This window comes from Rhodopirellula halodulae, from assembly GCF_020966775.1.
Lineage (GTDB): Bacteria > Planctomycetota > Planctomycetia > Pirellulales > Pirellulaceae > Rhodopirellula > Rhodopirellula halodulae.
Genome location: NZ_JAJKFV010000030.1, coordinates 292,555 through 315,358 on the forward strand (window position 1 = coordinate 292,555; position 22,804 = coordinate 315,358).

Below are 22,804 nucleotides of genomic sequence, written 5' to 3' on the forward strand. Positions count from 1 at the left end.
GACGCGTTGTTCGTCCGTCAGCGTCACCGATCAACCAACCGTAGGATGGGCACTCCTACCCATCCATGCTGCCGCCGAAACTCGAATGCGGCCAATCACGGTGCATCGACCATCCGGTTGCAGTCTCCCATTCGCAACTGATGCTTACGCCAAAAGAACGCTCAAGGCAGCATCCGGTAGTGCTCCGCGGCGAATTGCAAATCCTTTGAAAACGCTTCTCGCATGGTTTGCCGAGTCTCTTCGTTGGGCACTCGCAAGATTGCCGAGGGGTGATAGGTGGCCATCGTCCATTTGGCGTGATCCGAACGATGCACTTGGCCTCGTTCAACCAACAACCGAAACGCTGGACCGAGCAAGACCTTGGCGGCCGTGGCGCCGAGTGCAACGATCATTGGCGGACGTATCACGTCCAGTTCGGTTTCGAGCCACGGTCGACACGCGGCGACTTCGCGAGCCGCGGGTTTGACGTGCAGACGTCGCTTTCCAGTCGGTTTGAATTTGAAGTGTTTGACCGTGTTGGTGATATAAAGTTCTTCGCGGTCCAAGCCCACCGCCTGCAACACCTCGTCCAGCAATTGCCCGGCGGGACCGATGAACGGGCTGCCGTGCAAGTCTTCTTGATCGCCCGGCTGTTCGCCAACCAAGACGAGCTTGGCATTCGGATTGCCAACTCCAAACACGGTTTGTGTCGCTGGACCATGAAGGTCGCAGCCTTCGCAAACGGAGGCGGCTTGGCGAAGTTGTTTCAGTTTGGCGTCCGTCGATGAGCCGCTCAGCTCGGGAAGATACGGTTTGGCGGAAACGCCACCCTCGGCGTGTCGGATCATCGTTTCGACTCGCGTTGGTGCGTTGCGGACCAAGTCTTCGATCAGCTCGGTCTCTGGCATGGTTGCCCAATGTTTCCGTGGCATCTCGGCTCGCATGGCCGACAATTTGATCCGAGCCGGGTTGAAGATATTCGCGTAGTAGGTCTTCCAGACTTCTTCCAGTTCGTCGTCCGCTGGTGCGTCGCTGCGGGGAGCACCCGTGCCGAACGTCAGCGATTTGCCATCCCAGAAAGCTGATTCATCGGGAGTGAGAATGGCCCACCGCATAACGTCGAATCGTCGCGCAAAGAAGTCGGCGACCAATTCCAAGGTGTAATGATCCGGACGGTGCCAAGCGACGAACCGCGGTCCGTCTTCGTCATGGATTTCTCGAAAGCGAACAAAGGCTTTCATCTTGTGAGCGTCGCGACGGACACTCTTTTCCATTTGCGTGACCGCATGAACATCCGCATCAGCGGCGTTGGTTAGCAAGTGTTTCTCGCCACCCGTGATCCGCCACAGCAACCGGTAGAGCAATTCCCACCGTTTAGGAGAACGGTGATGAGCGACCGAGCGGGCAAGATTGAGATAAGGTTTGGGGACCCGAAACGGCGACGCGGAGGGCTCGGCGCCTTGTTTGGCTGGACTGGCCGCTTGCGTTTCGTCCAAATCAGATTCCGACGACTCTTCCGCAAACAGACTGGACTGACGCTGGCCCATCTTGGACCGGCCGTCGATCCAGTGGATGGTTTCCGGCGCGGCTCCGCTGATCAGCAGACGCCGCGCCGAGTTTCGCCAATCTTCCCACCGCGTCGCCCGAACACTCAAACATTCTTCGGACGCGGTCATGGCAAGAAAGATCAATCAGTTGACGGAAGGAGACTTCTTCTTCAATGCGAATCCGAGTGCGACCGCGATCGCATAACCGACCCAGATGACCGCCACGATGCGGAAGGACAGAGGATCCGGAGCCAAGTATTTTTCGTACACGGCAACCCCTGCCGAAGCGGTCGCACCGATCACGGCCAAGCCCATGAACAGGTTCCACATCAGTCGGCTGCCACCGGTGGGCCGGTCGTCGCCGAGAATGTCGTTGCTGTTCATCATCAAGAAAAACGTGAAGTAGGCGATTGGCAACAGCATCACCGCGAAGGTGCTGGCCAAAATTGCCAACCAGAACTTCAAATCAGGATCGGTCCAAAGTCCGACCCAGCTCGCTCCGGAGGCACCGGCGATCAGCACACCGATGATAAAGATCGTTTGGCTGTCGGGGCGTCCGAACATTTCGCGAATGGCGTAGCCGTTGATCAGCATGAGGATGATGATCGTTGAGAAACCCATTCCGAAGACGCCCAAGCCGAAGATCAGTTTCGCGAGTTTGTCACCGAGCAGCGGGGCGAGCGTTTGCGAAAGCTCGAAAGCGTTTCGTTTGACGAGTGCCGCGGCCAATCGTTTTTCGTCTTCAGGAAGCTCAGCCACCATTTGCAACTTGGTCGCTTCGTCGGTGGTTGCGGCGGCTTCGCCCAGTTGCGAATCAACGCGAGCGATCAAATCGCCTTCGACTTTGGAGAACAACGGAGATTCTTGCATCGTCGCCAAATCGCTGGAGGCCAAGTTTTCATCGATCACGTTGTGGAACGAGGAAGCCGATGCGATCACCACGCAACTGGTGACCAAGACGAAGGGAATGGCCATCCCGGTCGACAAGTCGAAACGTGCCAACCCACGGAAGGTCTTGTCCCATCCGCGAGCCAACATCGAATAAGGCAGCAAAAAGGTCATGTTGATCCCGACCGCGGTGGCGATCGCCGAGATCATCACACTTCGCTGCGTCCCCATCAGCTTTTTGGTCCAGAATGAGCTGCCTTCTGGTGAGAGACTCGCAACCGATTCACGCAATTCACCGGCTGGACGTGCAAACTGCGTGAGGTCAGGAATCAGGCCAGCAAAAATATTCGCGAAATTGATCTGGCCGTTGACCAACAACAAAATCGCGACGCCGAAGAAGCACAGCACCACCATGCCGATCAGCGTTTTCAGAAAGATGTCGAATACCTTGGCCGCTTTGCCCTGTTTGGTATTCAGCAGCACGATGAAACCAGCCGCGAAAAACAACAGCAGTGTGACGGTCCAACGTGCGGCGCTGGAGTCGCCCAAACCACCCGCCTCGCCCATCGACAACAGGTTTTTGTCCAGTGCGTCGTAGCAGAGGCTGAACTGCGGCATGCAGAAAATCATGTTGGCCAGCACCGTCGCGATGATCCAACCCCATCCCAATGCCGGGTTGATTTCACGGTTGATGGCTTCGAAGGGACGGCGACCGGTCGACAACGTCACGTAGCTGATGGCCGACAGCATCACCACACCCAGGACGATCGCGACCAGCTGCAGCCACAGCATGCTGGTTCCGCCTAAAACCCCTAAGAACAAGGATCCTGCCAACGAACCGCCGCCCAACGTGATTGCGGATTGCAACCAGCCTGGGCCGGAAAGTTTGACGTAAGTGCCGAGCGTTTTGCCTTCCGCCTGCGCCTTTTTCAGCATAGCTCGGTCGGCGAGAACTTTGTCGCTGACCACGGCGTCGCTGCCGGTCAGAGGATTGGTTTCTGTGGAGGGAGTGGAGTCAGACATGCGCAGGGTTGAGGCGGGCGGTAGGGAAGGAAACTGGCAAGATAATACCAGCCGCGAATCCTCCGTCGTTACCCCCTACAGGTCAAGAATCAGTCATACTGGCAAAGAACCATAGACTTTGGGTTGCGGTTTTGACGGATGGACAAATGCATCGGACTCGCCAAACGGTCCAATTCCAAGTTGCGTGCTGGCTTCTGTCCGAACGGACTCCGCTTGCGTGAATCGGATTCATTCAGAACGACGCATGGGTGCTTGAATCCCCGTGGTTCAGCCTTCCCGCGCGAGATCGTGATCCAAACCCTTCGCCATGCATCGCTTGGCTGTGGTACCTCGCCTGACAATCCACCTTCCCTGCCCACCTTTGGATTTTCGAAATGAATCACGTTCGGCGCTCGGTTTGTATCCATCGTCCGTCCAGGAGTTCCTCCGCGTGGCGGTTTTTCACGTGCGTCAGCTTATTCGTTGGTGTGGTTGTGGGATATTCCATGACGCCGGACCAGGCCAACGCCGAAGTCCCAAAGCAATTCGCGGACGTCCGTTCGGGACCAATCACCGCCAAGGAATGGACCGACGTTGGATGGCAAACCAAGATCGTCAGTAGTGAATTTCTCGCGGAAGGAGCGGCCGTTGGGGACCTCAATCGTGACGGGCAGAACGATCTGATCTACGGACCCGTTTGGTATGAGGGACCGGAGTTCACGCAGCGGCACGAGCTGGCGACGCCTAAAGTGTTTCCTGTCGCGGCCTACAGCGATCATTTTTTTTCGTTTGTCTGCGATGCCAATGCGGATGAATGGCCCGATGTTTTGTCAGTCGGATTTCCCGGCCGACAAGCAACCCTGTACATCAACCCTGCGGGCTCGAGTGGCTCCAATTCCGCCGGCGCCGATGACACGGACAAATGGGCGGCTCACACCGTCGCGCCACGCGTGTCCAACGAGTCGCCAAGGTTTGTGGATCTGATCCCCGGTGGGTTGCCCGAATTGGTTTGTGCTCGTGATCGGGCGTACGGGTACTACACCGCCGATGGCATGCAGGATGCGACCAAGCCATGGAAGTGGGTGACGGTTTCTGAGCCGGGAACAGCGTTTGAACCGTTTGGCCACGGATTGGGTGTCGGCGACATCGATGGCGATGGAAACGCGGACATTGTTGATCGCCAGCATTGGTGGAAACAGCCATCGGCTGAGGAATCCGCGTCTGATCCAAGGCGTTTGTGGCAGCGCATGGCTTGGATTGCCCAGCCTTTTGGTCGTGGCGGCGCACAAATCCATGTGCACGACTTTGACGGTGATGGGGACGCCGATCTGGTGACATCCGAGAACGCGCACGGTCACGGGCTGGCGTGGTTTGAGCAGTCGACCCCGGGCAACTTCATTCCACATCGCATCAGCGGTGATTCTTCGATGTTGAATCCTCATGGCTATGCAGCATCGCAGATGCACGCGTTGGAGGCCGTCGATGTGGATGGTGATGGTCGACGTGATCTGGTGACCGGCAAACGTTATCTCGCGCACGCGGGCAAAGACGTTGGTGGTTTGCAATCTCCCGTCGTGGTTTGGTTTCGAAACGTGGGGAGCGATCAGCCAGGCGGCATCGAGTTCGTTCCACATGTCATTCATGAAACGACCGGAGTCGGCGTCGAAGTCGTCACGGAGGACATCAACGGTGACGGGAAAATCGATGTCTTGGTGGGCAATAAAAAAGGATTGTCCGTCCATCTGCAAACCGATCTGAGCGACGTGCCTTACGAAGATCGAACTCACGTTGCCGAGCGTTGGCGTTCCCCCAAGAAGTCACCCGACGAATACGCGACGGGGCTGACGGCACAGCAATCCGCCGACGCGATGGATCTGCCGCCCGGCTTTGAAGTCGACGTCATCGCCAGCGAGCCGGAACTGGTCCAGCCAATCGCGATGTGTTTCGATGATCGTGGCAGAATCTGGGTGATCGAAGGCAACACTTATCCGACCAAGGCTCCGGCGGGTGAAGGCAAAGATCGCGTGTTGATTTTGGAAGACAGCGACGGCAACGGTTCGTTCGAAACCAAGAAGGTTTTCGCCGAAGGATTGAATCTCGCCAGCGGAATTGAGGTGGGTTTCGGCGGCGTGTGGATCGGTGCGGCACCGGAGTTGTTGTTCTTTCCGGATGCCGACCGTGATGATGTGCCTGATGGGGAACCCACTGTTCTATTGGATGGTTGGGGATATCACGACACGCACGAAACGTTGAATAGCTTCACTTGGGGAATGGATGGTTGGCTATATGGATGCCACGGTGTGTTCACCCATTCCAATGTCGGAAAGCCTGGTGCGACGGATGCGGATCGGCAACGGATCAACGCGGGAGTCTGGCGTTACCATCCGGTCCGACACGAGTTTGAGGTATTCGCTCATGGGACCAGCAATCCATGGGGGGTCGACTTCAACGAAGACGGTGATTGGTTCGTGACCGCCTGTGTGATTCCTCACTTGTTTCATCTGTCGCAAGGCGGGCGCTATTTCCGGCAAGCGGGCCAGCACTTCAATCCGCATACCTACGACGACATCAAGACGATCGCCGATCACCTGCATTACGGTGACGGCACGTTCCAGTCCGCCAACTCAGCCAACAAGGTCGATCGCGAATTGGTCAGACGCACTGCGAACACGACGTCGATGGTGGGTGGCGGGCACGCGCACTGTGGATTGACGATCTACCAAGCCGATCTATTTCCGGCTCACTATCGAGGGGAAATGTTCTTTCACAATCTGCATGGCCACCGGATTGTTCGAGAACACTTGGAAGCGGAAGGATCGGGCTACGTCGGTCGTCACCGTCCGGACTTCATGCTTTCCAATGACCATGAACAAATTGGGGTCGGGATCATGCAAGGCCCCGATGGTGCACTGTATATCTCCGATTGGCACGACGACCAAACCTGTCACCACCGTGACCATGAGATTTGGGATCGAACCAATGGTCGGTTGTACCGAGTCCGTTATGGCGAGGTTCAATCCCGTGTGTTTGACTTGTCGACCCTGTCGGATGAACAACTCGCCGCCAACTTAAACCATCCGAACTCATTCTTTGTCCGCCAGTCGCAACGTGTGTTGCAGGAGCGAGCCGCGGCCGGCACGCTCGATCGAGCCAGTTTGTCCGAGACGTTGCAACGCACCATCCAGTCAGACTCGCCTCGCCGCGAAAGGTTACAAGCGGTGTGGACCGCCTGGACATCGGGTTTGTTGCAGATCGACAACGAAGTTTCACCGGCCGTGAATGAGAACGCTGTCGCGATGCGAGTCGACTTGGTCGGCTTGCTGAATGATTCCGATCCCGTGATTCGCGGCTGGGCAGTCCAGTTGATCGGCGAACGCCAACAGGCACTTTCGGCGAAGGTCCTGGCGAAGTTGGAAGCAATGGCGGCTTCGGAGGCATCTCCCGTCACACGACGCTACTTGGCTTCGTTGTTGCAACGAATCCCGAATGAACAACGATTGGGAATTGCCGAAGGTTTGTTGCGACACATCATCGACCACAACGACAGGAATCTGCCACTGTTGGTTTGGTACGGTTTGGAACCCGTTGTCGAGACGGATCCCGATGCCGTGATGCGGTTGGGCAACGCCAGCCGATCGGATCAGCTGAAGCGATTCGTGTCTCGTCGAACCGCGACCACGGAAGCGGGGCGCCAAACGCTCTTGTCTTCCATGGCGGACGATTTGAAGCAAGATGCCAATCCAAAGACCATTGCCTCTCGATTCAATTGGATCTTGGACGAGCTGCTGCAATCCGCGCGAAGCCGCGGTGGCGTGCAAATGCCGGAAGCTTGGCCAACCGTTGCAACGATGCTTCGAAAGTCAGCAACCGATCCGTCAACGAAGGAATTGGTGGGATCACTCGCCATTCAGTTCGGTGACGCATCCGCAATTCCGGAGCTGCGTTCGGTGTTGATGGACGCGGACGAACCGACGTCCTCCCGCTTGGATGCATTGCGTTTGTTGACTCAAGCCAAAGACGGCGAACTGGATCAGTTGCTGCTTCAGTTGGTGGATGATTCAGAAGTCGGGGCTCTTGCGATTCAGGCGTTATCACGATTCGAATCGCCAGTGATCGGTTCGACTTTGATTCAACGATTCACTAAATGGTCGCCACAGAAACAGAGCGATGCATTGGCGACGTTGACTGCTCGACCGGAGTTCGCGATGAATCTGATCGAAGCGATGGAACAAAACGTGATCCCGGCGACTCAGGTTCCGGCATACGCCATTCGAAACGTATTGGCTCTTCCGTTTGGTGATCCATCGGCAAGAAGCTCGGTGCAATCAAGATTGGAAAAGGTTTGGGGACGCATTGGCACGACCAGCGAAGAAGTCAAAGCGGCACACGCGATGTATGCGGGCATGCTGACGGCGGCGAAACTGCGTGGTGCGAACATGGGTTCGGGCAAGAACCTGTACGACGCGAATTGTGGCAAGTGCCATCGTCTTTTTGGCGACGGCACACCGATCGGACCGGATTTGACGGGCGCTAATCGCAGCGATGTGAACTACTGGCTCGAAAACATCCTTCAGCCGAATTCCGTGATCGGCAACGCTTATCAAATGACCGTCTTCCTAATGGAAGACGGACGCGTGGTATCCGGCTTGGTCCGTTCGCGAAACGAAGATGCGGTCACCGTTCAAACAATCTCGGAAACCGTTGTCTTGCCATTGGACGAAGTCGAGGCGGAACAACTGTCCGAGACCTCGTTGATGCCCGAGGGGCAATTGGAATACATGAGTCCAGATCAGATTCGTGATTTGTTCGGATACTTGATGAGTCCCGGTCCAACGTTCTCACGTGACTGGGCGATCGAAGCCGAATCGTTGATCCCCACCGCGAAAGTCAGCGAAGGCAACGTGAGCGTTCAAGGCATGAAACCGTTCAACGATCAATGGTCCGCGGACAATCAACTGTGGTGGACTGGCGGAAAGGTGGGATCCACTCTGGAACTGACCGTGCCGCATTCGGTGGATGGCCCCGCGAAAGTTCAATTGCACCTGACCGGTGCGGTGGACTATGCGAAGTTGAAGATCCAACTCAACGACCAGCCCCCGCGTTCCTTCGATGGATACTCCGCTAACGTGAAGGTGATGACGCCGGTGACGTGGGACGAAGTGAAGCTGAAGGCGGGACAGCCCGTTCAGCTTCGCATCGAGATCTCGGGAAAGAATGAGAAGGCGATCGCTCGTTGGATGGCCGGAATCGACACGGTTTCGATCCAGCCACTTCCATGAGCCGCCTCACCAGGATCACGCGGGCCAGATCGAGATGGGGAACGTTTCGTCGGCGGGCCAATCGGTTTCGCTGACAAACAGTTGACCCGCGTTCGGACATTGGGCCTGGTCTTCTTTGCTGAAGTTCTCGACCGCAGTCGTGATCACGAGTTTGAGCTGCCCATCGACGGGAACCAATGCCGGGCAGGTGTTCTGCGGCGAACCCGGTGTTTTCCAAACCGTTCTCAGTTCGCCCGACTCCAAATCGTAACACCGGGTTTCGCCATGCTCGGCGACACCAGGATGGAAGATCGCGACAATGATGCCCTCACCGTTGGGCGTCAAAATCGCTCCATCGGGAACGCCGGGGTCGGAGGTCAAATCCAAGACCACGCGAGGGTCGCCAAGGGGTCCGGCTTCGATGTCGAGGGCGTGTTCGACGATGGTGCGAGTGGGTGAGTCGATGTCGATGAGAAATAGATTCCCCGAATCGTCGCGACGGATCATTTTTCCGTTGCTGCAAATTTGATCGTCACGCAAACGGATCAGTTTTTGATCGCTTCCGCGGTATAGGTACAGCCCAGCTTTCTTGGTCGCGAATTCCAGGTCCTTGGTGCCGAAGATCAGATTGTCATCGATGACCAAGCCATCATTGATGATCGTGTTGGTGACATCGGCATCCACACCATCACAAAACGGACTCCACTGTCCGTTGCTGGTGTCAAAGATTCCCAATGAGCGTTCAACGCCGGCCACAAACTTCGACGCGTCTTGGCAACGGAACGCAAACCCGGGCCGACCGGGCAACTCAAACGATTGGTTCAGATTGGTGGTCAGGTCCAGCACGTTGATGCTGCCATGAAGAATGTCGGCACCATGTTGAATGCCTACCCACGAAAGCTTTCCGTTTTCACCCAGTGCCATCGGACCCTCAGGCAGAAACCGCAACGCGTCGGAATCGGGGACGGTCAGCGGTTGGGCGACGCGAATTTCTGGGTTGGACATGAATGAGATTGGATCAGTTGGAGGCAACGGGCACGCGTGAGTCGACAATCGAATGCGGCCGGATTGTAAGTTGCAACGCGATCGTCATCCACCGTTGGTTGGCGACCAGTTGATTCACGCCATTTCGACAATCGACCGCTGCGACTCGTGCGATCAAATGCCCATTTGCGAAAGCATGTCGGCAACGCGGCCGGCGTTTTCAGTCAGCACCGGATGCGATTCGCGAAAGTGTTCGACTTGCTGGTTCCAACGTTCGGCCAGTGAGGCAGAATTGACTTCTTGTTGATCCAAAGTTTCGCGAATCTCGTCGAGCTCGGCTCTCAAGCGTTCACGCTCCTCGGCGTTTAACTCACTCACATCGGCGAGTTGTTCGTGCAGTTTAGAAATGGTGGCTTCGAGTTCGGTGCGCATGAGAGACCTGCAATGGGGGGAGGGTGATCGATGAAGGATGCGAACGGTCGGTGAGCGAGAGCGTTCGTCGGTGGGTAATTTGTGATGCGGTGAGAACAAACGCAATGATCGTGCGTTTGTTTGAAGAACGCAGTGGTTTGGTCCGGTGTCATCCGCACGAGTGCGTCTCCTTGTCGATTGTACCTTTGCGTTTCATTCGCAGGTGCTTCGCGATTCGGCATCAAATGCGTTGAGCCGCTCGTGACGCAGAGGCATCGAGCCCCACCGCACGTTTTTCGCGTGACGCGATCGGTCTCAGATTTCCCACACAAGTTATCTTCGTGAACACTTGGTTCCGTTCCGCAGACACGCCCGGGGAAGATGAACCGATTCGACCGGATGAAGCGGTCGTTCGGAACGCTTGGCCGTGATTTGGGGGCGTTCGCCGCCATAGGGGTGGTGCGACAGGCTTCTGCGTGGATTATTCTGACTCAAACCGACTCGACTATTCTCTCCTCTCGTGGTTGCTCCATTCATGATGCGTCTTGCTGAGCTGTCGGCTTCTCGATCGTGGGCCGTCCTCTTTGGTCCCGCTACCTTGGGTTTGGTTCTCGTCTCCGTGCTGTCCGTTGGAATGATGCCAACTCACGGCTACGCGCAAGACGACGCGATGGCTGAATTTGGCGACGAAGCGGTTGCTGAAGAAGCCGTTGTCGACGAACCCGCCGGACCTGCGGCAAATGAACAACAGCCCGTCGACAACGGAGGCGGCAACGCGGGAGCCCCACCGGCCGCGGACCAGTCGTTGTTGGAATGGGTGTTCGATTCGCTTGGCGCTGCTTACTTGGTCGTGTTCCTCGCGTTGTCGATCACGCTGGTGTCACTTTTCGTCATGAACATGTTGGCGGCTCGCCGTGACACGCTTTGTCCAACGGAATTGGTCGAAGAATTCAGCCAGCGTTTGGCGGCCAACGACAACCAAGGCGCCTACGATTTGGCCAAATCGGACGAATCGGTCCTGGGCCAGGTGTTGGCCGCGGGTTTGGCAAAGGTCAGCCGCGGTTACAACAAAGCCTTGGAGGCGATGCAAGAAGTTGGCGAGGAAGAAAGCATGAAGCTCGAGCACCGATTGAGCTACATGGCGTTGATTGGCAACCTGTCACCCATGATCGGATTGTTTGGGACGGTTCAAGGGATGATTTCATCGTTCCAGGTCATCGCCACGGGAGGCTCGACGCCGAAACCATCGGATCTGGCCGCTGGTATCTCGACGGCTTTGTTCACGACGCTGGTGGGACTGGCCGTCGCGATCCCCGCCATCGCGGCTTACAACATCCTCCGCAACCGCGTCGCTCGACTGCTGCTTGAAGTTGGTGTCGAAAGCGAAAACTTGATGAGCAAGTTCGAAGACATGTCGCCCAAAACGGGAGCCCGTGGCTGATGCGAGTCAAACGCACCGAAGTCGACATGGCGGAAGGTGACATGACGCCGATGATCGACATGACGTTTCAGTTGATCGCGTTCTTCATGGTGTTGATCAACTTCGCTCAGACAGAAGCCAACGACAACGTGGTGTTGCCAAACAGTCGCTTGGTGAAACCGCCCGAAACACCTCTGGAATTTCCTATCATCCTGCACGTCGGTGCTGATGGCCGAGTCTTCTTGGGTGGCGACGATTACACGGCGGAGACGCTGCGTTTGGGTTTGGATCGTGAATTGGCCGTGATTCGAGCGGAAGGCAAATCGGTTAGCGACGCCAACGTGGTCATTCGCGGGCACAAAGATGTCGCGGCCGGCGAAGTGCAAGAAATCATTCGCGTTTGCCAGGATTCGAAGCTGGAAAACTTCGCGTTGCGAGTCAAAGAGGATCGTTCATGAAAATCCGCAATCGCGAGACGAGCCAGCAAACCGAACTGAACATGACGAGCATGATTGACATCGTGTTCCTGTTGCTGATCTTCTTTGTGATGACGTTCAAAATCGTCGAGATGGAAGGTGACTTCAGCATCAAGATGCCTTTGGCGGGGCAAAGCAGCAGCAGTTTGGATCCGACGGATCTGCCACTCAAGTTGCGTTTGCGTTCCGACGCGACGGGATCGCTGGCTGGGATCGAACTGAACGACATTCAAATGGGAAGCGACCCGACCAGTTTCGATCAATTGCGAGCCAACGTGATCGGGTTGATCGGCTCGTCGACTCCGGTGGAAGTGGAAGCGGGGGAAGGACCCGAAATCGAGATCGATACGGATTACAACCTACGCTATGAGTACGTGATTCGAGCGATCACCGCGGTCAGTGGTTACAAAGACGGCGATCAGGTGGTCAAATTGATTGAAAAGATCAAGTTCGCAAAACCACGCCGCTGAAGATGGATTCGCGTCGCACATTCGGTGCGTCTCGCCGAGTTCGCTCGACCGTTGCACCAGTGACGCCGCCAACGGAGTGAGTCCGGTTGGTTTTGCAGGCTTTCGCTGACCACTGACCTGTTTCGATTCCGCCTTGATTCTGCTGCTGGACAATTACGATTCTTTCGTCCACAACGTGGCCCGGTATCTCCGAGTGGCCGCGCGCAGGAACCGCACGGGCAACAATTTGCCGCTGGAACAGGAACCGGGCGCGGGACTGCAAACCAAAGTGGTGCGAAGCGACGCCTTGTCGGTCGACGAGATCGCGGCGATGGCACCCAGTGCAATTGTGATCTCGCCGGGGCCCCACGGTCCCGAATCAGCGGGCTGTTCGCTGGAGGTCGTCCGAAAGCTGGCAGGACGGATTCCGATTCTAGGAATCTGCCTGGGGCACCAGACGATCGCTGCCGCCTATGGTGCGAAGGTGGTGGTCGGACCTCCGATGCACGGCATGGCGATTCCCGTTCGTCACCGCGGAGCCAGCGTTTTCGCTGGGCTTCCGTCAACCATTGATGTGGGACGGTATCACTCCTTGCGAGTCGATCGGTCCACGTTGCCCGATGGTTTGGAAGTGACCGCTTGGGCGGAGGATGATCCGGATTTGGTGATGGGCATCGCCGATCATCGACGTTGTGTTCATGGCGTGCAGTTCCACCCGGAGTCGCTGCTGACTCAAGGCGGTTTGGCAATGCTCGAGCACTTCATCGGTTTGGCTCAACGTCACCAACCGGAGGAAGCCATGTCTCAACGAGAGTCACGCTTTCGCCGAGCCACGCTTCCGACCGTCAGTATCTCTCCACCCAAAGTAGGCGGAGGGAAGCGACCATGATCTTGGAATCATTGATCACGACCGTGGATGCGGACGGGAACGTCAATCTTGCTCCGTTGGGACCGATCGTCGTTCCTTCGGATGCAGGCGAAGACCGTCCGGGTTTCTTGCTGCGCCCCTACGAGGGATCACGCACATGCAGCAATTTGTTGAGCACGGGTCACGGGGTGATTCATGTGGTCGATGACGCGTTGTTAGTTGCCCGCACGGCGATCGGCAAAGTGGATGCGGTTCCTTTGGTGCAACCGGTCGACGGCTTGGAAGTCAGCCACGTGCGTTTGAAGGATTGTCACCGGTGGTTTGCGATACGAGTCACGGAATATGGCGGCGAACCGCCCCGGCACGAGATGGTCGCCGAGTGTTTGCGTTCCGGACTCGTTCGACCGTTTTTCGGTTTCAATCGAGCAAAGCATGCCGTGATCGAAGCCGCCGTTGCGGCGACCCGGTTGCACTTGCTGCCCGCAGAGGAGGTCCAGGAAGAACTGCGGAGAGCCGAGGTCGCGATCGAGAAAACCGGCGGTCCTGATGAACTCGAAGCACTGCGTCTGATTCAGCAACACGTCCAAACATTCGCGAATTCATGAGCGTGGTCGTTCAAACCGGTGCGCGACTTCATTTTGGGTTGCTCGACGTGGCATCCCCATTCGGCGGCTGCGGAGTAATGCTGGACGGCCCCCTGACGCGCGTGCGAATCTCCCAGTCTGATCGGTTGAGCTTTCCCCAACGGCACGCCTCTCGAATCGAAGGCATTTTGAAACGGATGCAGGAGCTGCGCGGGGCCGAGGGGCCGCCGAAAGTCTGCATTGAGGTGCTTGATGCCGCGCCGCCGCACCATGGTTTGGGAAGCGGCACGCAGTTGTCTCTGGCAATATCGTTGGCACTGTTGATCGAGACCTCGTGTGAAACCGTGGCTCGTGACGACGTGTTGTACTTGGCCGATCGAGGCAAACGCAGTGCCGTTGGAACCCATGGATTCTTCGATCCAGGTTTTATCGCGGAAGGCATGAGTTCTCATGCATTGAAGCCGGCTGCATTGAATCCGATCGATAGGCATCTGCTGATGCCGGCCGACTGGCGCGTTGGTATCGTGCTGATGGATGAACAACCAACGGTCAGCGGTGATGACGAACAGGACCAGTTTGACGCTCTACGGCGTGCGACCGAAGCTGAACGAACCCAGTTGGTCGAGTTGCTTGCGAAGGGAATGATTCCGGCGATCCAACAATCTGACTTTCGACACTTCGCCGATGCTCTGACTGCCTACAACCGCGCAAGCGGCGAGTTGTTTGCTCCGGTTCAGGGCGGACCCTACAACGGGGCCGCCACCGCGAAGCTTATCGCCGACCTGCAACATGCGGGCTATCAGGGTGTCGGCCAAAGCAGTTGGGGCCCCGGCGTGTTTTTATGGTTCGAAAGTCAAGAAGACGCATTCGCGGCGGAGGACGATTGGTCGAAACGATTTCCGGGAACGCGGCTTTTGATTCAAACGCCACTCCGTGAACGCTATCCAATCAAGCGTTTGTCGTGACGCTTTGGATCGTTGGTGTCTTGCTTTGAATCGAAGAAGTCACGGACAGTGCCGGCAGAGTTCTTGGCCCCACGTGGGTCAAACGTGCAACTGGCACCTCACTTGACGATCGCTCAGCATCATTGATGCTTGAGCTATTGATAGCGAGCCCGAACTTCTGGGAGCGGATATTCGGTCACGTCTCGATCGTTTTCCGTTTCGATGATCTCCCACAACCGACGGTAACCACGAGTGACCAGGTCGATCATGTCGGCGGCGTGCTTCGGATCCAACTCGGACAATCGAAAGGGGCCGTCAGCTTCGATCTCATCAAACCGTTCGTCTCGGATGCATTGCGACAAGACTGGATTGCAACGCAAGTGACGCTCGGGAGCGACATGGAGTTTTTCAGGATCCAAGTGTCCAATCACGAATCGAAGATAGAGGTCACTTTCGACGATTGACGTGACGTCCCCGCCACAGACATCGCACCGATAGCCTTCATCACACTTGGCCAATGTGGACTCCTTGAGCCAACGGAATGCTAGGAGTTTGTTTGCGATTCAGAGTTCGCTTGTAGGGTGAGGCATTCGCCCGCGGTGGGCAAAACGCACAATCGGAATTTCGTTGTTCGGCCATCCGAATCATCGTACAGAATCATCGTCGCAGCCGACAGATCCGACGCGGCCGGCGAGTCAATCAACAAGGATGAGTCGCCGGCATTCAACGGACCCACGATCCGTAGTTCCAAATCATGGTGACTTTGTCGTGGCAGCCAGCGACCGAGCGTTTCGGCGGAGGGCAGCGTTAGAATCGTGAAGACGTTGACCGCGGGACCTTCCCGAAGGACGGTTTGCAACGCGTCGCAGCCGGTGATTTTTGATGCAGAATCCAATGAGAATCCCATGGAATCCGACTGCCGCAGGTCCCGAAAACGATCGAGCCCGTCGAGGAGAATCACGACCGGTGCATCGTCATTCTCGGGCAACCCTTGTAGTGGCTGGATCACGTCGTTCGATTCTTCGGACGCAACGAGGTTTCCACCATCCAAGCTGAATGCGGTCGACGGTGAGGATTGGGTCGCGTCCGTGGCGCCGGATGGGTTACCAAGTCGCCGATTGACGAAATGAGAGAGCTGCACCATCGCGGGTTCCGCATCCCGCGGCCGCAAAAGTTCGTTGCCGATCTGTTTTTCCATCAACCACTGGGATGCCGACTCGCCCTCCTCCGCCCTCGCACCATCGAACAACAGGAAATGCGTCTCGGGCGAGTGCGTTCTCGCGGTGACGAGCAGGCTGGCCAGCAAACTGGGGCGGTTGCGAGCACCGACGACGATCAATGCGTTGCGTCCCGTTGTGGGTTGCAATCGCAAGCCGCAGGGCGGGCCAAGTTCGACGGCTTCGCCCAACAAGCCGACGAAACGATCGGTGGCAGAGGATGATTCGATTGTCTGCTGCGCCATTTCTGCGGTGAACCGGCCAGGACGATTGCCTTCGAACACGACGGCAGGTCCCAATTCACGTTGCCAGTTTTCATCTCGTTGAACAATTTGTTCCAGCAAGTCCGACTGTTGTGCAGAATCCAGGTAAGCAACTTGGAACGGCTGGTTGCCTTCGATCAAACCGCTTTCGTCATTGTAAATCGCTTCCCCGGGGCGTGAGATCAGGCGGGCGGCGGTGTTGTCGTCCGACAGGATCAAGGCGGCGTCCGATTCGCTGCACTGCATTGCGATTCGAACGGCCATTTGTCCCAGCGTGGCTCGTGGTAAGCTGTTCGCTCCGGCCAGTGATTGGCTGCTGAGAACGATGTGAATCCCGAACGAGCGGCCTTGGCGAACCAATCGATCCAGCAATGTGGTGCAGTCTGCTGCTAGCGTGTCGTCTCGCGTGAAGAGTTCTTGAAATTCATCGACAACCAACATGATTCGCGGCATGACCTTTTCTGGTCGCACGTTTCGGTAAGCCTCCAACTCCTGAACCCCGGCTTCTCGGAACAGCTCGCCTCGAGTGCTGAGTTCAGTGTCCAATCGCTGCAGCACGCTGCGTCCAAATTCACGTTCGCTTTCGATGCCAATCACGCGAGCGTGAGGCAGCCGTGAATCGGCGTAGATCTTGAACTCGACGCCTTTCTTAAAGTCCAGCAAATAGAATTGCAGCTCGTCCGGAGTGTACTGTGCCGCGCCGGAGGTCACGATGCTGTGCAGGAGGGTGCTCTTACCGGAACCGGTTTTGCCTGCGATAAGAACATGTTGGCGGACGCCTTCGCCCAGAGTAAGCGTTCGGTTACGCCCCGCACCGGAGCTGCCAATGGTGATCGCGAGTCCGTCGGAGGCGCTGTGGGTTGCTTCGCCACTCGGCATTCGGCCGTCGGGGAACAACGACAGCAATGGCACGACGACCTGGGCGGCTTCTTGTGCTTGACGTCCAATCCGATGGATCAATGCGGACCGGTCTTGCGGCATCGGTTCGGGGGCCGGCCAAAACTCAAACTCGTCCAAGCCAGCGTTGAGCAGACGCCAGTGTCCGGCGGTCACGCCTTCATCGAGCAAACGAACTCGTTGACGGGATCCGATTGGGATGATTCCGTCCTCAGCAGGTGCAGGGTCCGAGCCGAGGGTGGATCTTTCCAAACCATCGAAGGCCACTGAAGGATCCTTTCGCAACTTTTCTTCGCCGGAGTCCAAACCCAGTTCGCCGTACTTGATCCGAAGGAGGTTCGGATGATCGAACATCGGCATGTCGGCCGGCCATTCGTGTTTGCTGTCGACCACCAAAATCACAAACACGCCACATCGGATGCCGCTGCGAATTAGCGAATTGAGATGTGCATACGATTCACGAGAAAGCCCATCGGGAAAGCCGACTGCGGAAATTGCTTCGTAGGGCTGAGCCAATGAGCCCGCCACCGCGTTGTAGTCTTCCAGTCGTTCGTACTCGTCCCGCAGGCAAGACTGCAAAACGTTTTCCGCGTGATGGCTGATCTCAGCAATACGAGCGGTGATCTGATCTCCGTTGGTCCAGACTCGATGATGGATCAAGTTTGGATCGAAATCAGCGAGGGCGAGGAAGCTGGAAAAGTTCTGGCCGCGACCCGCCGGATCAATCAACGTCACGTGGGCTTTCCCCGGCGGGGCCGCGCTGAGCAGACGCCAGAGCAATTGGTGAGCGATCTTTAAGCCGTCTTCGACATGGGCAGTGGGGGCTTCGATGATCACGCCACTGTGTTGCCGACGATGCATGGCAATCGGCATCGTGTCCGGCACCGCGAGCTGATCCAAAATTCGTGGTTTGGCTGTCCGGTTGTTAGTCGCCCCGTTTTGGGCAGCCCCGTTTTTGGTCGCAGAGTGATCGTGTGCGGACGGTTGCTCCAGTCCCAAGGCGGAATCGAACTGCCTCTTCAGACGCTGGCCTAAGCGAAGCGAACCCAACGGCAAGAAGTCCAAGCTTGCGTGAACAGGTGGTGGGTCCGTCAGCAATTCGTCCCAGTGTGGGTAGCGGTACTCAACCAAATCGTTCGCGGCCATGATCCGGGTCATCCCGCGTTGCAAACCGTTTTCCAGTCGGCTGGCCAGCGATTCGAGCGTGTGTTGATGCTGCTGCGCGACCGCTTGCAATGTTTGGCCCGCCGCGGCGTCGGATTGAGAGAGCTTTTGATTGATCTGCGTAGCGGTCTGGTCCGCTCGTTCTCGCATCGTTCGTTGCAGCTCCTCAAAGCCGCTTCGGAACTGGGTGTCAATTCGTAGCAATTGCTCTTTGAGACGTGTCTCTTCCGCCTGTTGCTTCGCGGCAAGATCGTTCCGTGCCGTTTGAAGTTGTTTGGCTTGCCAACTTTTGGCTTCTTTTACGTGACTGTCACGCTGTTGCACCAATTCTTGCGACGCTTTCTTTGCGGCGGCGGTTGATATTCGTTTGGCATGTTGGACGGCGTCTTGGGAAGTCAACCGATTCCGCTCAGTCACGGGGTGCAGCGATCGAGTCATGCGGCGCAGTGGCCACATCAAAATCAGGTAGCAAGTGAAGCCGATCAGACCCGACACAACGACGCTGCCGATCAGGTAATGGATGAGCGGTTCCGCCCGCATCAAGATCGACGTGCCAGCGAAGATCAGCAACAGAAACGCCACCAAGCTCGGCAGGTAGTAAACCGCGTCGACAACGTGGGCTGCAAATCCCGTTTGCATCTCTGCGACGGTGCTCTTGAGACGTCGGTTTTGTCGTCGAATCAGTTCGACCGAGTCAACGACGCTCTCGGGACGCGTTTCGCCAAATTCCGAATAGAGATCTTTCGGCGTTTGGACATCGAGCAACCGATTCAACCGGCGAATCGTCAGCGCTCTCGCCCACTCAATGTCCGCATCGGATTCCGCCAAAGCTTCGTCGAGTTGCTGGTGCTCTTTCTTGGCAAGCTTTTTCGGCTGGTCTTTGCGAGCGTCGTATTGGCTTTGGACAGCGATCAAACGCTTCTCGACTTTGCCATTGATGGCGGCTTCTTCCTCGGCCAACTGGCGGCGAAACTTGGCGGAGCAGCGACGCAGCTCGTCGCGTGTTTTCAAGGTGGCCTGTTCGTAGGCTTCGATGGCCTTTTCTTGAGCCACATCCCACTGTTTGAGCGTGCTGAGACGATCGGCGTTGCAGTTCTGTTTGATCGCCGCGAGTTGTTCCGCCAATTGCTGTTCGAGATCAGCGTGTTGGTCACCTTGTTGGCGAACCAGGCGAGAATGTTCTTCGCGAGAATCGGCGACCCGTTTGATCAATCCATGAAGCAGACGGTGTTGTCGTTCCGGAGCAAAGAGCAGAGCGGGCGAAACAGCGTTGTCTTTCATGTAGTCGATTCTACTTCATCTGGATATTGGACGTGTTCCTACATGGGGACCAAAACTTCGCTGGAGCAGGCAGAAATTTGAGCGTTCAGCCTGAGTGACAAAATGTGTCAAAAATGTCCCCGCGTGCCGGCGATGTCCCAGCGGATTCGCATCGCAGAGGATCTTGACCGACTGAAAGCGATTTGACGTTGAGCAAAGGAGTTGCCCACTGCGATCTCGCACAACATCGAATTCGCGCCGAGTCGAGGTGGTTGCCACGAATCGGTTGATCAGTCGTTCGGGGTTGTCGGTATTGGAAGCTCATCTGCGGCAGCGAGACATGCTTTGGGCAAGGTCACGTCGATCCGAGTTCCTTGCTGTTGAGTTTGAGGAGTCGAACCGGCATCGCTGGACGTTGATTCGGTCTCCCAATACCCATCTTGAATATTGATGCGTCCGCCAAGGGCTTGGGTCACGTTACGTACTAGGTACAGTCCCAAACCGGTACCTTGCTTGCTGCGTTCCAATTCGTTTCCCAAACGCACAAAGCGACCAAACACTTTCCGCCTTAGGTTGGCTGGGATTCCGGTCCCGTTGTCGAGAACGGAAACCACCACATCGCCGCCCGAGGTGCACTTCGCGGACAACCGGACTCGCGGTGGCGAGCCACCGTATTTGATCGCATTGTCGATCAGGTTTCGAAACAGAATTTCGACTTGGACGACCGGTGCATGAACCAGGATCGGTGGGCACTCAATTTCGACGACTTCGATCGGCATTTTGTGACGAACACAGGCTCCTTGAGCACAGTTCGTCAAAACGGTGGCCAAGTCCAGATCCGCGGCCTCGTAAGCTTCACCACCACGTTCCACTCGCGCCGCATCCAACAGGTGGTTGATCAAATTGTCCAAACGCTCCACATCCTCCAGCATGATGTTGTGGAACTCGGCTTGCTGATCCAGGCTGACCTCATGCCGCGTCATCGTTTGAAGGTACAGCTTGAGCGACGCGATGGGACTCTTGAGTTCATGCGTGACTGAATCGATGAAGTTCGATTGTCGGCGGTTCAAGTTGAACGCTTTGACAGACAGTGTCAGGTAAGCGATCACCCCTGCAAGCACAGCGACCAACAACGGGGCTCCCGCACCCAACATGACCCAGAACATTCCCGATGAAGAATCGTTGCGCACCGCACCCCAGACCGTTCCGCTGATCCAAACGGCGGTCAAAAGAACGACGAGCACGATCATCACGACTCCCAGCGTGACGGGAGTTCGCAACGTCAACGGTCGGTGATGAATGGGAGGAACGATGGTCGAGCCTTTCTCGGGTCGGAACTTGATTCGGTCAGTCGCGAGACGAATCGTTTCGCGGCTTGCGGTGATGGGGGGTGTGACATCCGAACTCATTGCTGCTCAAGCATCAAGATTCGGGATGTCGTCGGATTTCTTTTTGCAATTCAGGCGGCCCGCGAATTGCGTCGTCCATTCTCCTGCGGTTTGCTATCGGGCGGGGACGTTGGTCAGAGGTGTGCGAAGTGGCGGAAAGAACTCCTCAAAAGTTCTCCAAAATTTCGGCTCCGGCCATGACGCCAGTTGCCCAAGCGGCAATAATGACACAATTGGAGGCGGCCGTCTCCTGAAAAGCCACGCGGGGTTAGGATCATGCGTGCCGAAGCGCAAAAACGACAGTATTCCGAGAGAACTCTTCAGCAGGTTCGGCTGGACAGCGTCCGCGCACTCGCCAAGGTACGGTTCTGTCCCGACACGAGCGAAATCGTGCGGTTGCAATGCGTCGACGATCGAGCCGAATCGGAGAACAATTTCGGCAACCAATTGTGGTACTTCGAAGGTCGCGGCGTCGATGAAGGCCATCACCGACAGGACATCTTTGGCGTGGTCGAATACCAGGTTCAATTTGGATTGTTGGAATTGGTGGAGGACGGCGTTTTTGACACCCCCCAAGAGCGAGAGCGATTTCGCTGCCTGTACGACCGCGAAGTCAGCCGGCCGAGCTGGGGGCATCCTGCACATCGCTTGTTGATCGCCGGAGTGATCGCAGTTGCCGCTGCCACCCTGATCGCTTTGACGCTGAGAAATTTGCTCGCGTGAGTTCGACCGTCGCCGATCCGATGGAGGACGCAACTGTCCCGGAAGCTGAACCCAGCGTCGCCGGGACGATCGTCGCGGTGGACGGACTGAAAAAAGTCTATCGAAGCGGGTGGCTCAAAAGCGGACAGGTGCAGGCGTTGTCTGGCGTCACCTTGCACGCCGACGCCGGACAAGTGTTTGGTTTGCTGGGGCCCAATGGCGCGGGCAAGACAACGCTGATCAAGATCTTGCTCGGTGTCATTCGTTCAACGGGCGGATCAGCGTCGTTGTTCGGGCTTCCCGCCGGTTCCGCCGCGGCGCGCCGACGCGTTGGCTACCTACCTGAATCGCTTCGGGTCGACCGTCATCACACCGCACGCACCGCGCTGAAGTACTACGGTCGACTCAGCGGTTTGGACGCGGCAATTATCCAACAACGCAGTGACGAGTTGTTGAAGCTGGTCGGTTTGGAAGGTCGAGACCGAGAATCGGTGAAGCGGTTCAGCAAGGGCATGTTGCAACGTCTGGGACTCGCACAAGCCTTGATGCACGATCCGGACTTGCTCGTTCTGGACGAACCCACGGATGGACTGGATCCGGTCGGACGTTCGGAAGTTCGACGCGTTATTGAGCGACTGCGTGATTCGGGAAAAACAATCTTCCTCAACAGTCACATCTTGCACGAAGTCGAATTGGTCTGCACTCATTTGGCCATCATGGCCAAGGGACGAGTTCTGGCTTCGGGACCCATCGGGCAGTTGAGCGGCCCGGGCCTCGAAGTCCCAACGTCGTCGTTAACGATCCACATGGACTTGGAGGTAGAACGATCGCGGTTGGAGACACTGCAATCGGAGTTGGAACCGATGATGGGGTCGGATGCGGCGTGGCAATTGGTGCGTTCCAGTCCGGACACCGATCGTTGGCGAGTACAACTGAGTTGTGATGACCAATCCGATGTGGATGCGACGGTCGATGTGATTCGTGAATACCAAGCATCAATCCTGATGTTGCAACCGCATCGGCACACGCTGGAAGACACATTCATGCAACTGGTTCGACAGGCACACTCGCCCGTGGAGCCGGACGTGTTGAACTGAGAGCTG

The 22,804-nt window shown here is 56.7% G+C and carries 16 protein-coding genes; 9 read left to right on the forward strand and 7 right to left on the reverse strand.

What is annotated here, in order from left to right; translation table 11 throughout:
* Positions 1 to 161: 161 nt before the first annotated feature.
* Both LOC70_RS23090 and LOC70_RS23095 read right to left on the reverse strand, forming a co-directional pair.
* Positions 162 to 1,655 carry a UdgX family uracil-DNA binding protein gene (locus LOC70_RS23090; protein ID WP_230256418.1) on the reverse strand — a complete coding sequence of 498 codons (1,494 nt, stop codon included), beginning with the start codon at positions 1,653 to 1,655 and terminating at the stop codon, positions 162 to 164.
* Positions 1,656 to 1,670: 15 nt separating this feature from the next.
* Positions 1,671 to 3,437 (reverse strand): divalent metal cation transporter, encoded by a 1,767-nt coding sequence (locus tag LOC70_RS23095; RefSeq protein WP_230256419.1) that lies wholly within the window; start codon positions 3,435 to 3,437, stop codon positions 1,671 to 1,673.
* Positions 3,438 to 3,922: 485 nt separating this feature from the next.
* Here LOC70_RS23095 and LOC70_RS23100 point away from each other — a divergent pair, with 485 nt between their 5' ends.
* The gene (locus LOC70_RS23100; RefSeq protein WP_230256420.1) at positions 3,923 to 8,695 is read left to right on the forward strand and encodes a PVC-type heme-binding CxxCH protein; all 4,773 of its coding nucleotides are present in this window, start codon (positions 3,923 to 3,925) and stop codon (positions 8,693 to 8,695) included.
* 15 nt (positions 8,696 to 8,710) lie between these two features.
* Here the strand turns inward: LOC70_RS23100 and LOC70_RS23105 are convergent, their stop codons facing one another.
* Both LOC70_RS23105 and LOC70_RS23110 read right to left on the reverse strand, forming a co-directional pair.
* Positions 8,711 to 9,679 carry an SMP-30/gluconolactonase/LRE family protein gene (locus LOC70_RS23105; RefSeq protein WP_230256421.1) on the reverse strand — a complete coding sequence of 323 codons (969 nt, stop codon included), beginning with the start codon at positions 9,677 to 9,679 and terminating at the stop codon, positions 8,711 to 8,713.
* Positions 9,680 to 9,832: 153 nt separating this feature from the next.
* On the reverse strand, positions 9,833 to 10,090 hold the full coding sequence (locus tag LOC70_RS23110) for a DUF4404 family protein (protein ID WP_230256422.1): 258 nt from the start codon (positions 10,088 to 10,090) through the stop codon (positions 9,833 to 9,835).
* 514 nt (positions 10,091 to 10,604) lie between these two features.
* Between LOC70_RS23110 and LOC70_RS23115 the strand changes: the two genes are divergently transcribed.
* The 6 genes from LOC70_RS23115 (at position 10,605) to LOC70_RS23140 (ending at position 14,831) form a co-directional block, all read left to right on the forward strand.
* Positions 10,605 to 11,510 (forward strand): MotA/TolQ/ExbB proton channel family protein, encoded by a 906-nt coding sequence (locus LOC70_RS23115; protein WP_230256423.1) that lies wholly within the window; start codon positions 10,605 to 10,607, stop codon positions 11,508 to 11,510.
* Entirely contained in the window at positions 11,510 to 11,947 is a 438-nt protein-coding gene (locus LOC70_RS23120; protein ID WP_230256424.1) for an ExbD/TolR family protein, read from the forward strand. Before LOC70_RS23115 ends, LOC70_RS23120 begins: the two co-directional genes overlap by 1 nt.
* Positions 11,944 to 12,435 (forward strand): ExbD/TolR family protein, encoded by a 492-nt coding sequence (locus tag LOC70_RS23125; protein WP_230256425.1) that lies wholly within the window; start codon positions 11,944 to 11,946, stop codon positions 12,433 to 12,435. The genes LOC70_RS23120 and LOC70_RS23125 overlap by 4 nt, the downstream gene beginning before the upstream one ends.
* A 133-nt stretch (positions 12,436 to 12,568) precedes the next feature.
* On the forward strand, positions 12,569 to 13,303 hold the full coding sequence (locus tag LOC70_RS23130) for an anthranilate synthase component II (RefSeq protein ID WP_230256426.1): 735 nt from the start codon (positions 12,569 to 12,571) through the stop codon (positions 13,301 to 13,303).
* Positions 13,300 to 13,887, forward strand: coding sequence for a DUF447 domain-containing protein (locus LOC70_RS23135; RefSeq protein ID WP_230256427.1), 588 nt, complete (start codon positions 13,300 to 13,302; stop codon positions 13,885 to 13,887). The genes LOC70_RS23130 and LOC70_RS23135 overlap by 4 nt, the downstream gene beginning before the upstream one ends.
* A 125-nt stretch (positions 13,888 to 14,012) precedes the next feature.
* A complete protein-coding gene (locus LOC70_RS23140; protein WP_230256428.1) occupies positions 14,013 to 14,831 on the forward strand; it encodes a GHMP family kinase ATP-binding protein in 819 nt (272 codons plus the stop codon).
* A 134-nt stretch (positions 14,832 to 14,965) separates the two neighbouring features.
* On the opposite strand, the gene LOC70_RS23145 is transcribed toward LOC70_RS23140, so the two are convergent.
* The 3 genes from LOC70_RS23145 to LOC70_RS23155 all read right to left on the reverse strand — a co-directional run bounded on the left by LOC70_RS23145 (position 14,966) and on the right by LOC70_RS23155 (position 21,020).
* A complete protein-coding gene (locus tag LOC70_RS23145; RefSeq protein WP_230256429.1) occupies positions 14,966 to 15,328 on the reverse strand; it encodes a hypothetical protein in 363 nt (120 codons plus the stop codon).
* Positions 15,329 to 15,354: 26 nt separating this feature from the next.
* Positions 15,355 to 19,632, reverse strand: coding sequence for an FtsK/SpoIIIE domain-containing protein (locus tag LOC70_RS23150; RefSeq protein WP_230256430.1), 4,278 nt, complete (start codon positions 19,630 to 19,632; stop codon positions 15,355 to 15,357).
* Positions 19,633 to 19,901: 269 nt separating this feature from the next.
* Positions 19,902 to 21,020 (reverse strand): sensor histidine kinase, encoded by a 1,119-nt coding sequence (locus LOC70_RS23155; RefSeq protein ID WP_230256431.1) that lies wholly within the window; start codon positions 21,018 to 21,020, stop codon positions 19,902 to 19,904.
* 255 nt (positions 21,021 to 21,275) lie between these two features.
* Between LOC70_RS23155 and LOC70_RS23160 the strand changes: the two genes are divergently transcribed.
* Both LOC70_RS23160 and LOC70_RS23165 read left to right on the forward strand, forming a co-directional pair.
* A complete protein-coding gene (locus LOC70_RS23160; protein ID WP_230256432.1) occupies positions 21,276 to 21,722 on the forward strand; it encodes a hypothetical protein in 447 nt (148 codons plus the stop codon).
* Positions 21,719 to 22,798: an ABC transporter ATP-binding protein gene (locus LOC70_RS23165; RefSeq protein ID WP_230256433.1), complete on the forward strand. Its 1,080-nt coding sequence runs from the start codon at positions 21,719 to 21,721 to the stop codon at positions 22,796 to 22,798. Before LOC70_RS23160 ends, LOC70_RS23165 begins: the two co-directional genes overlap by 4 nt.
* The last annotated feature ends 6 nt before the right edge of the window (positions 22,799 to 22,804 follow it).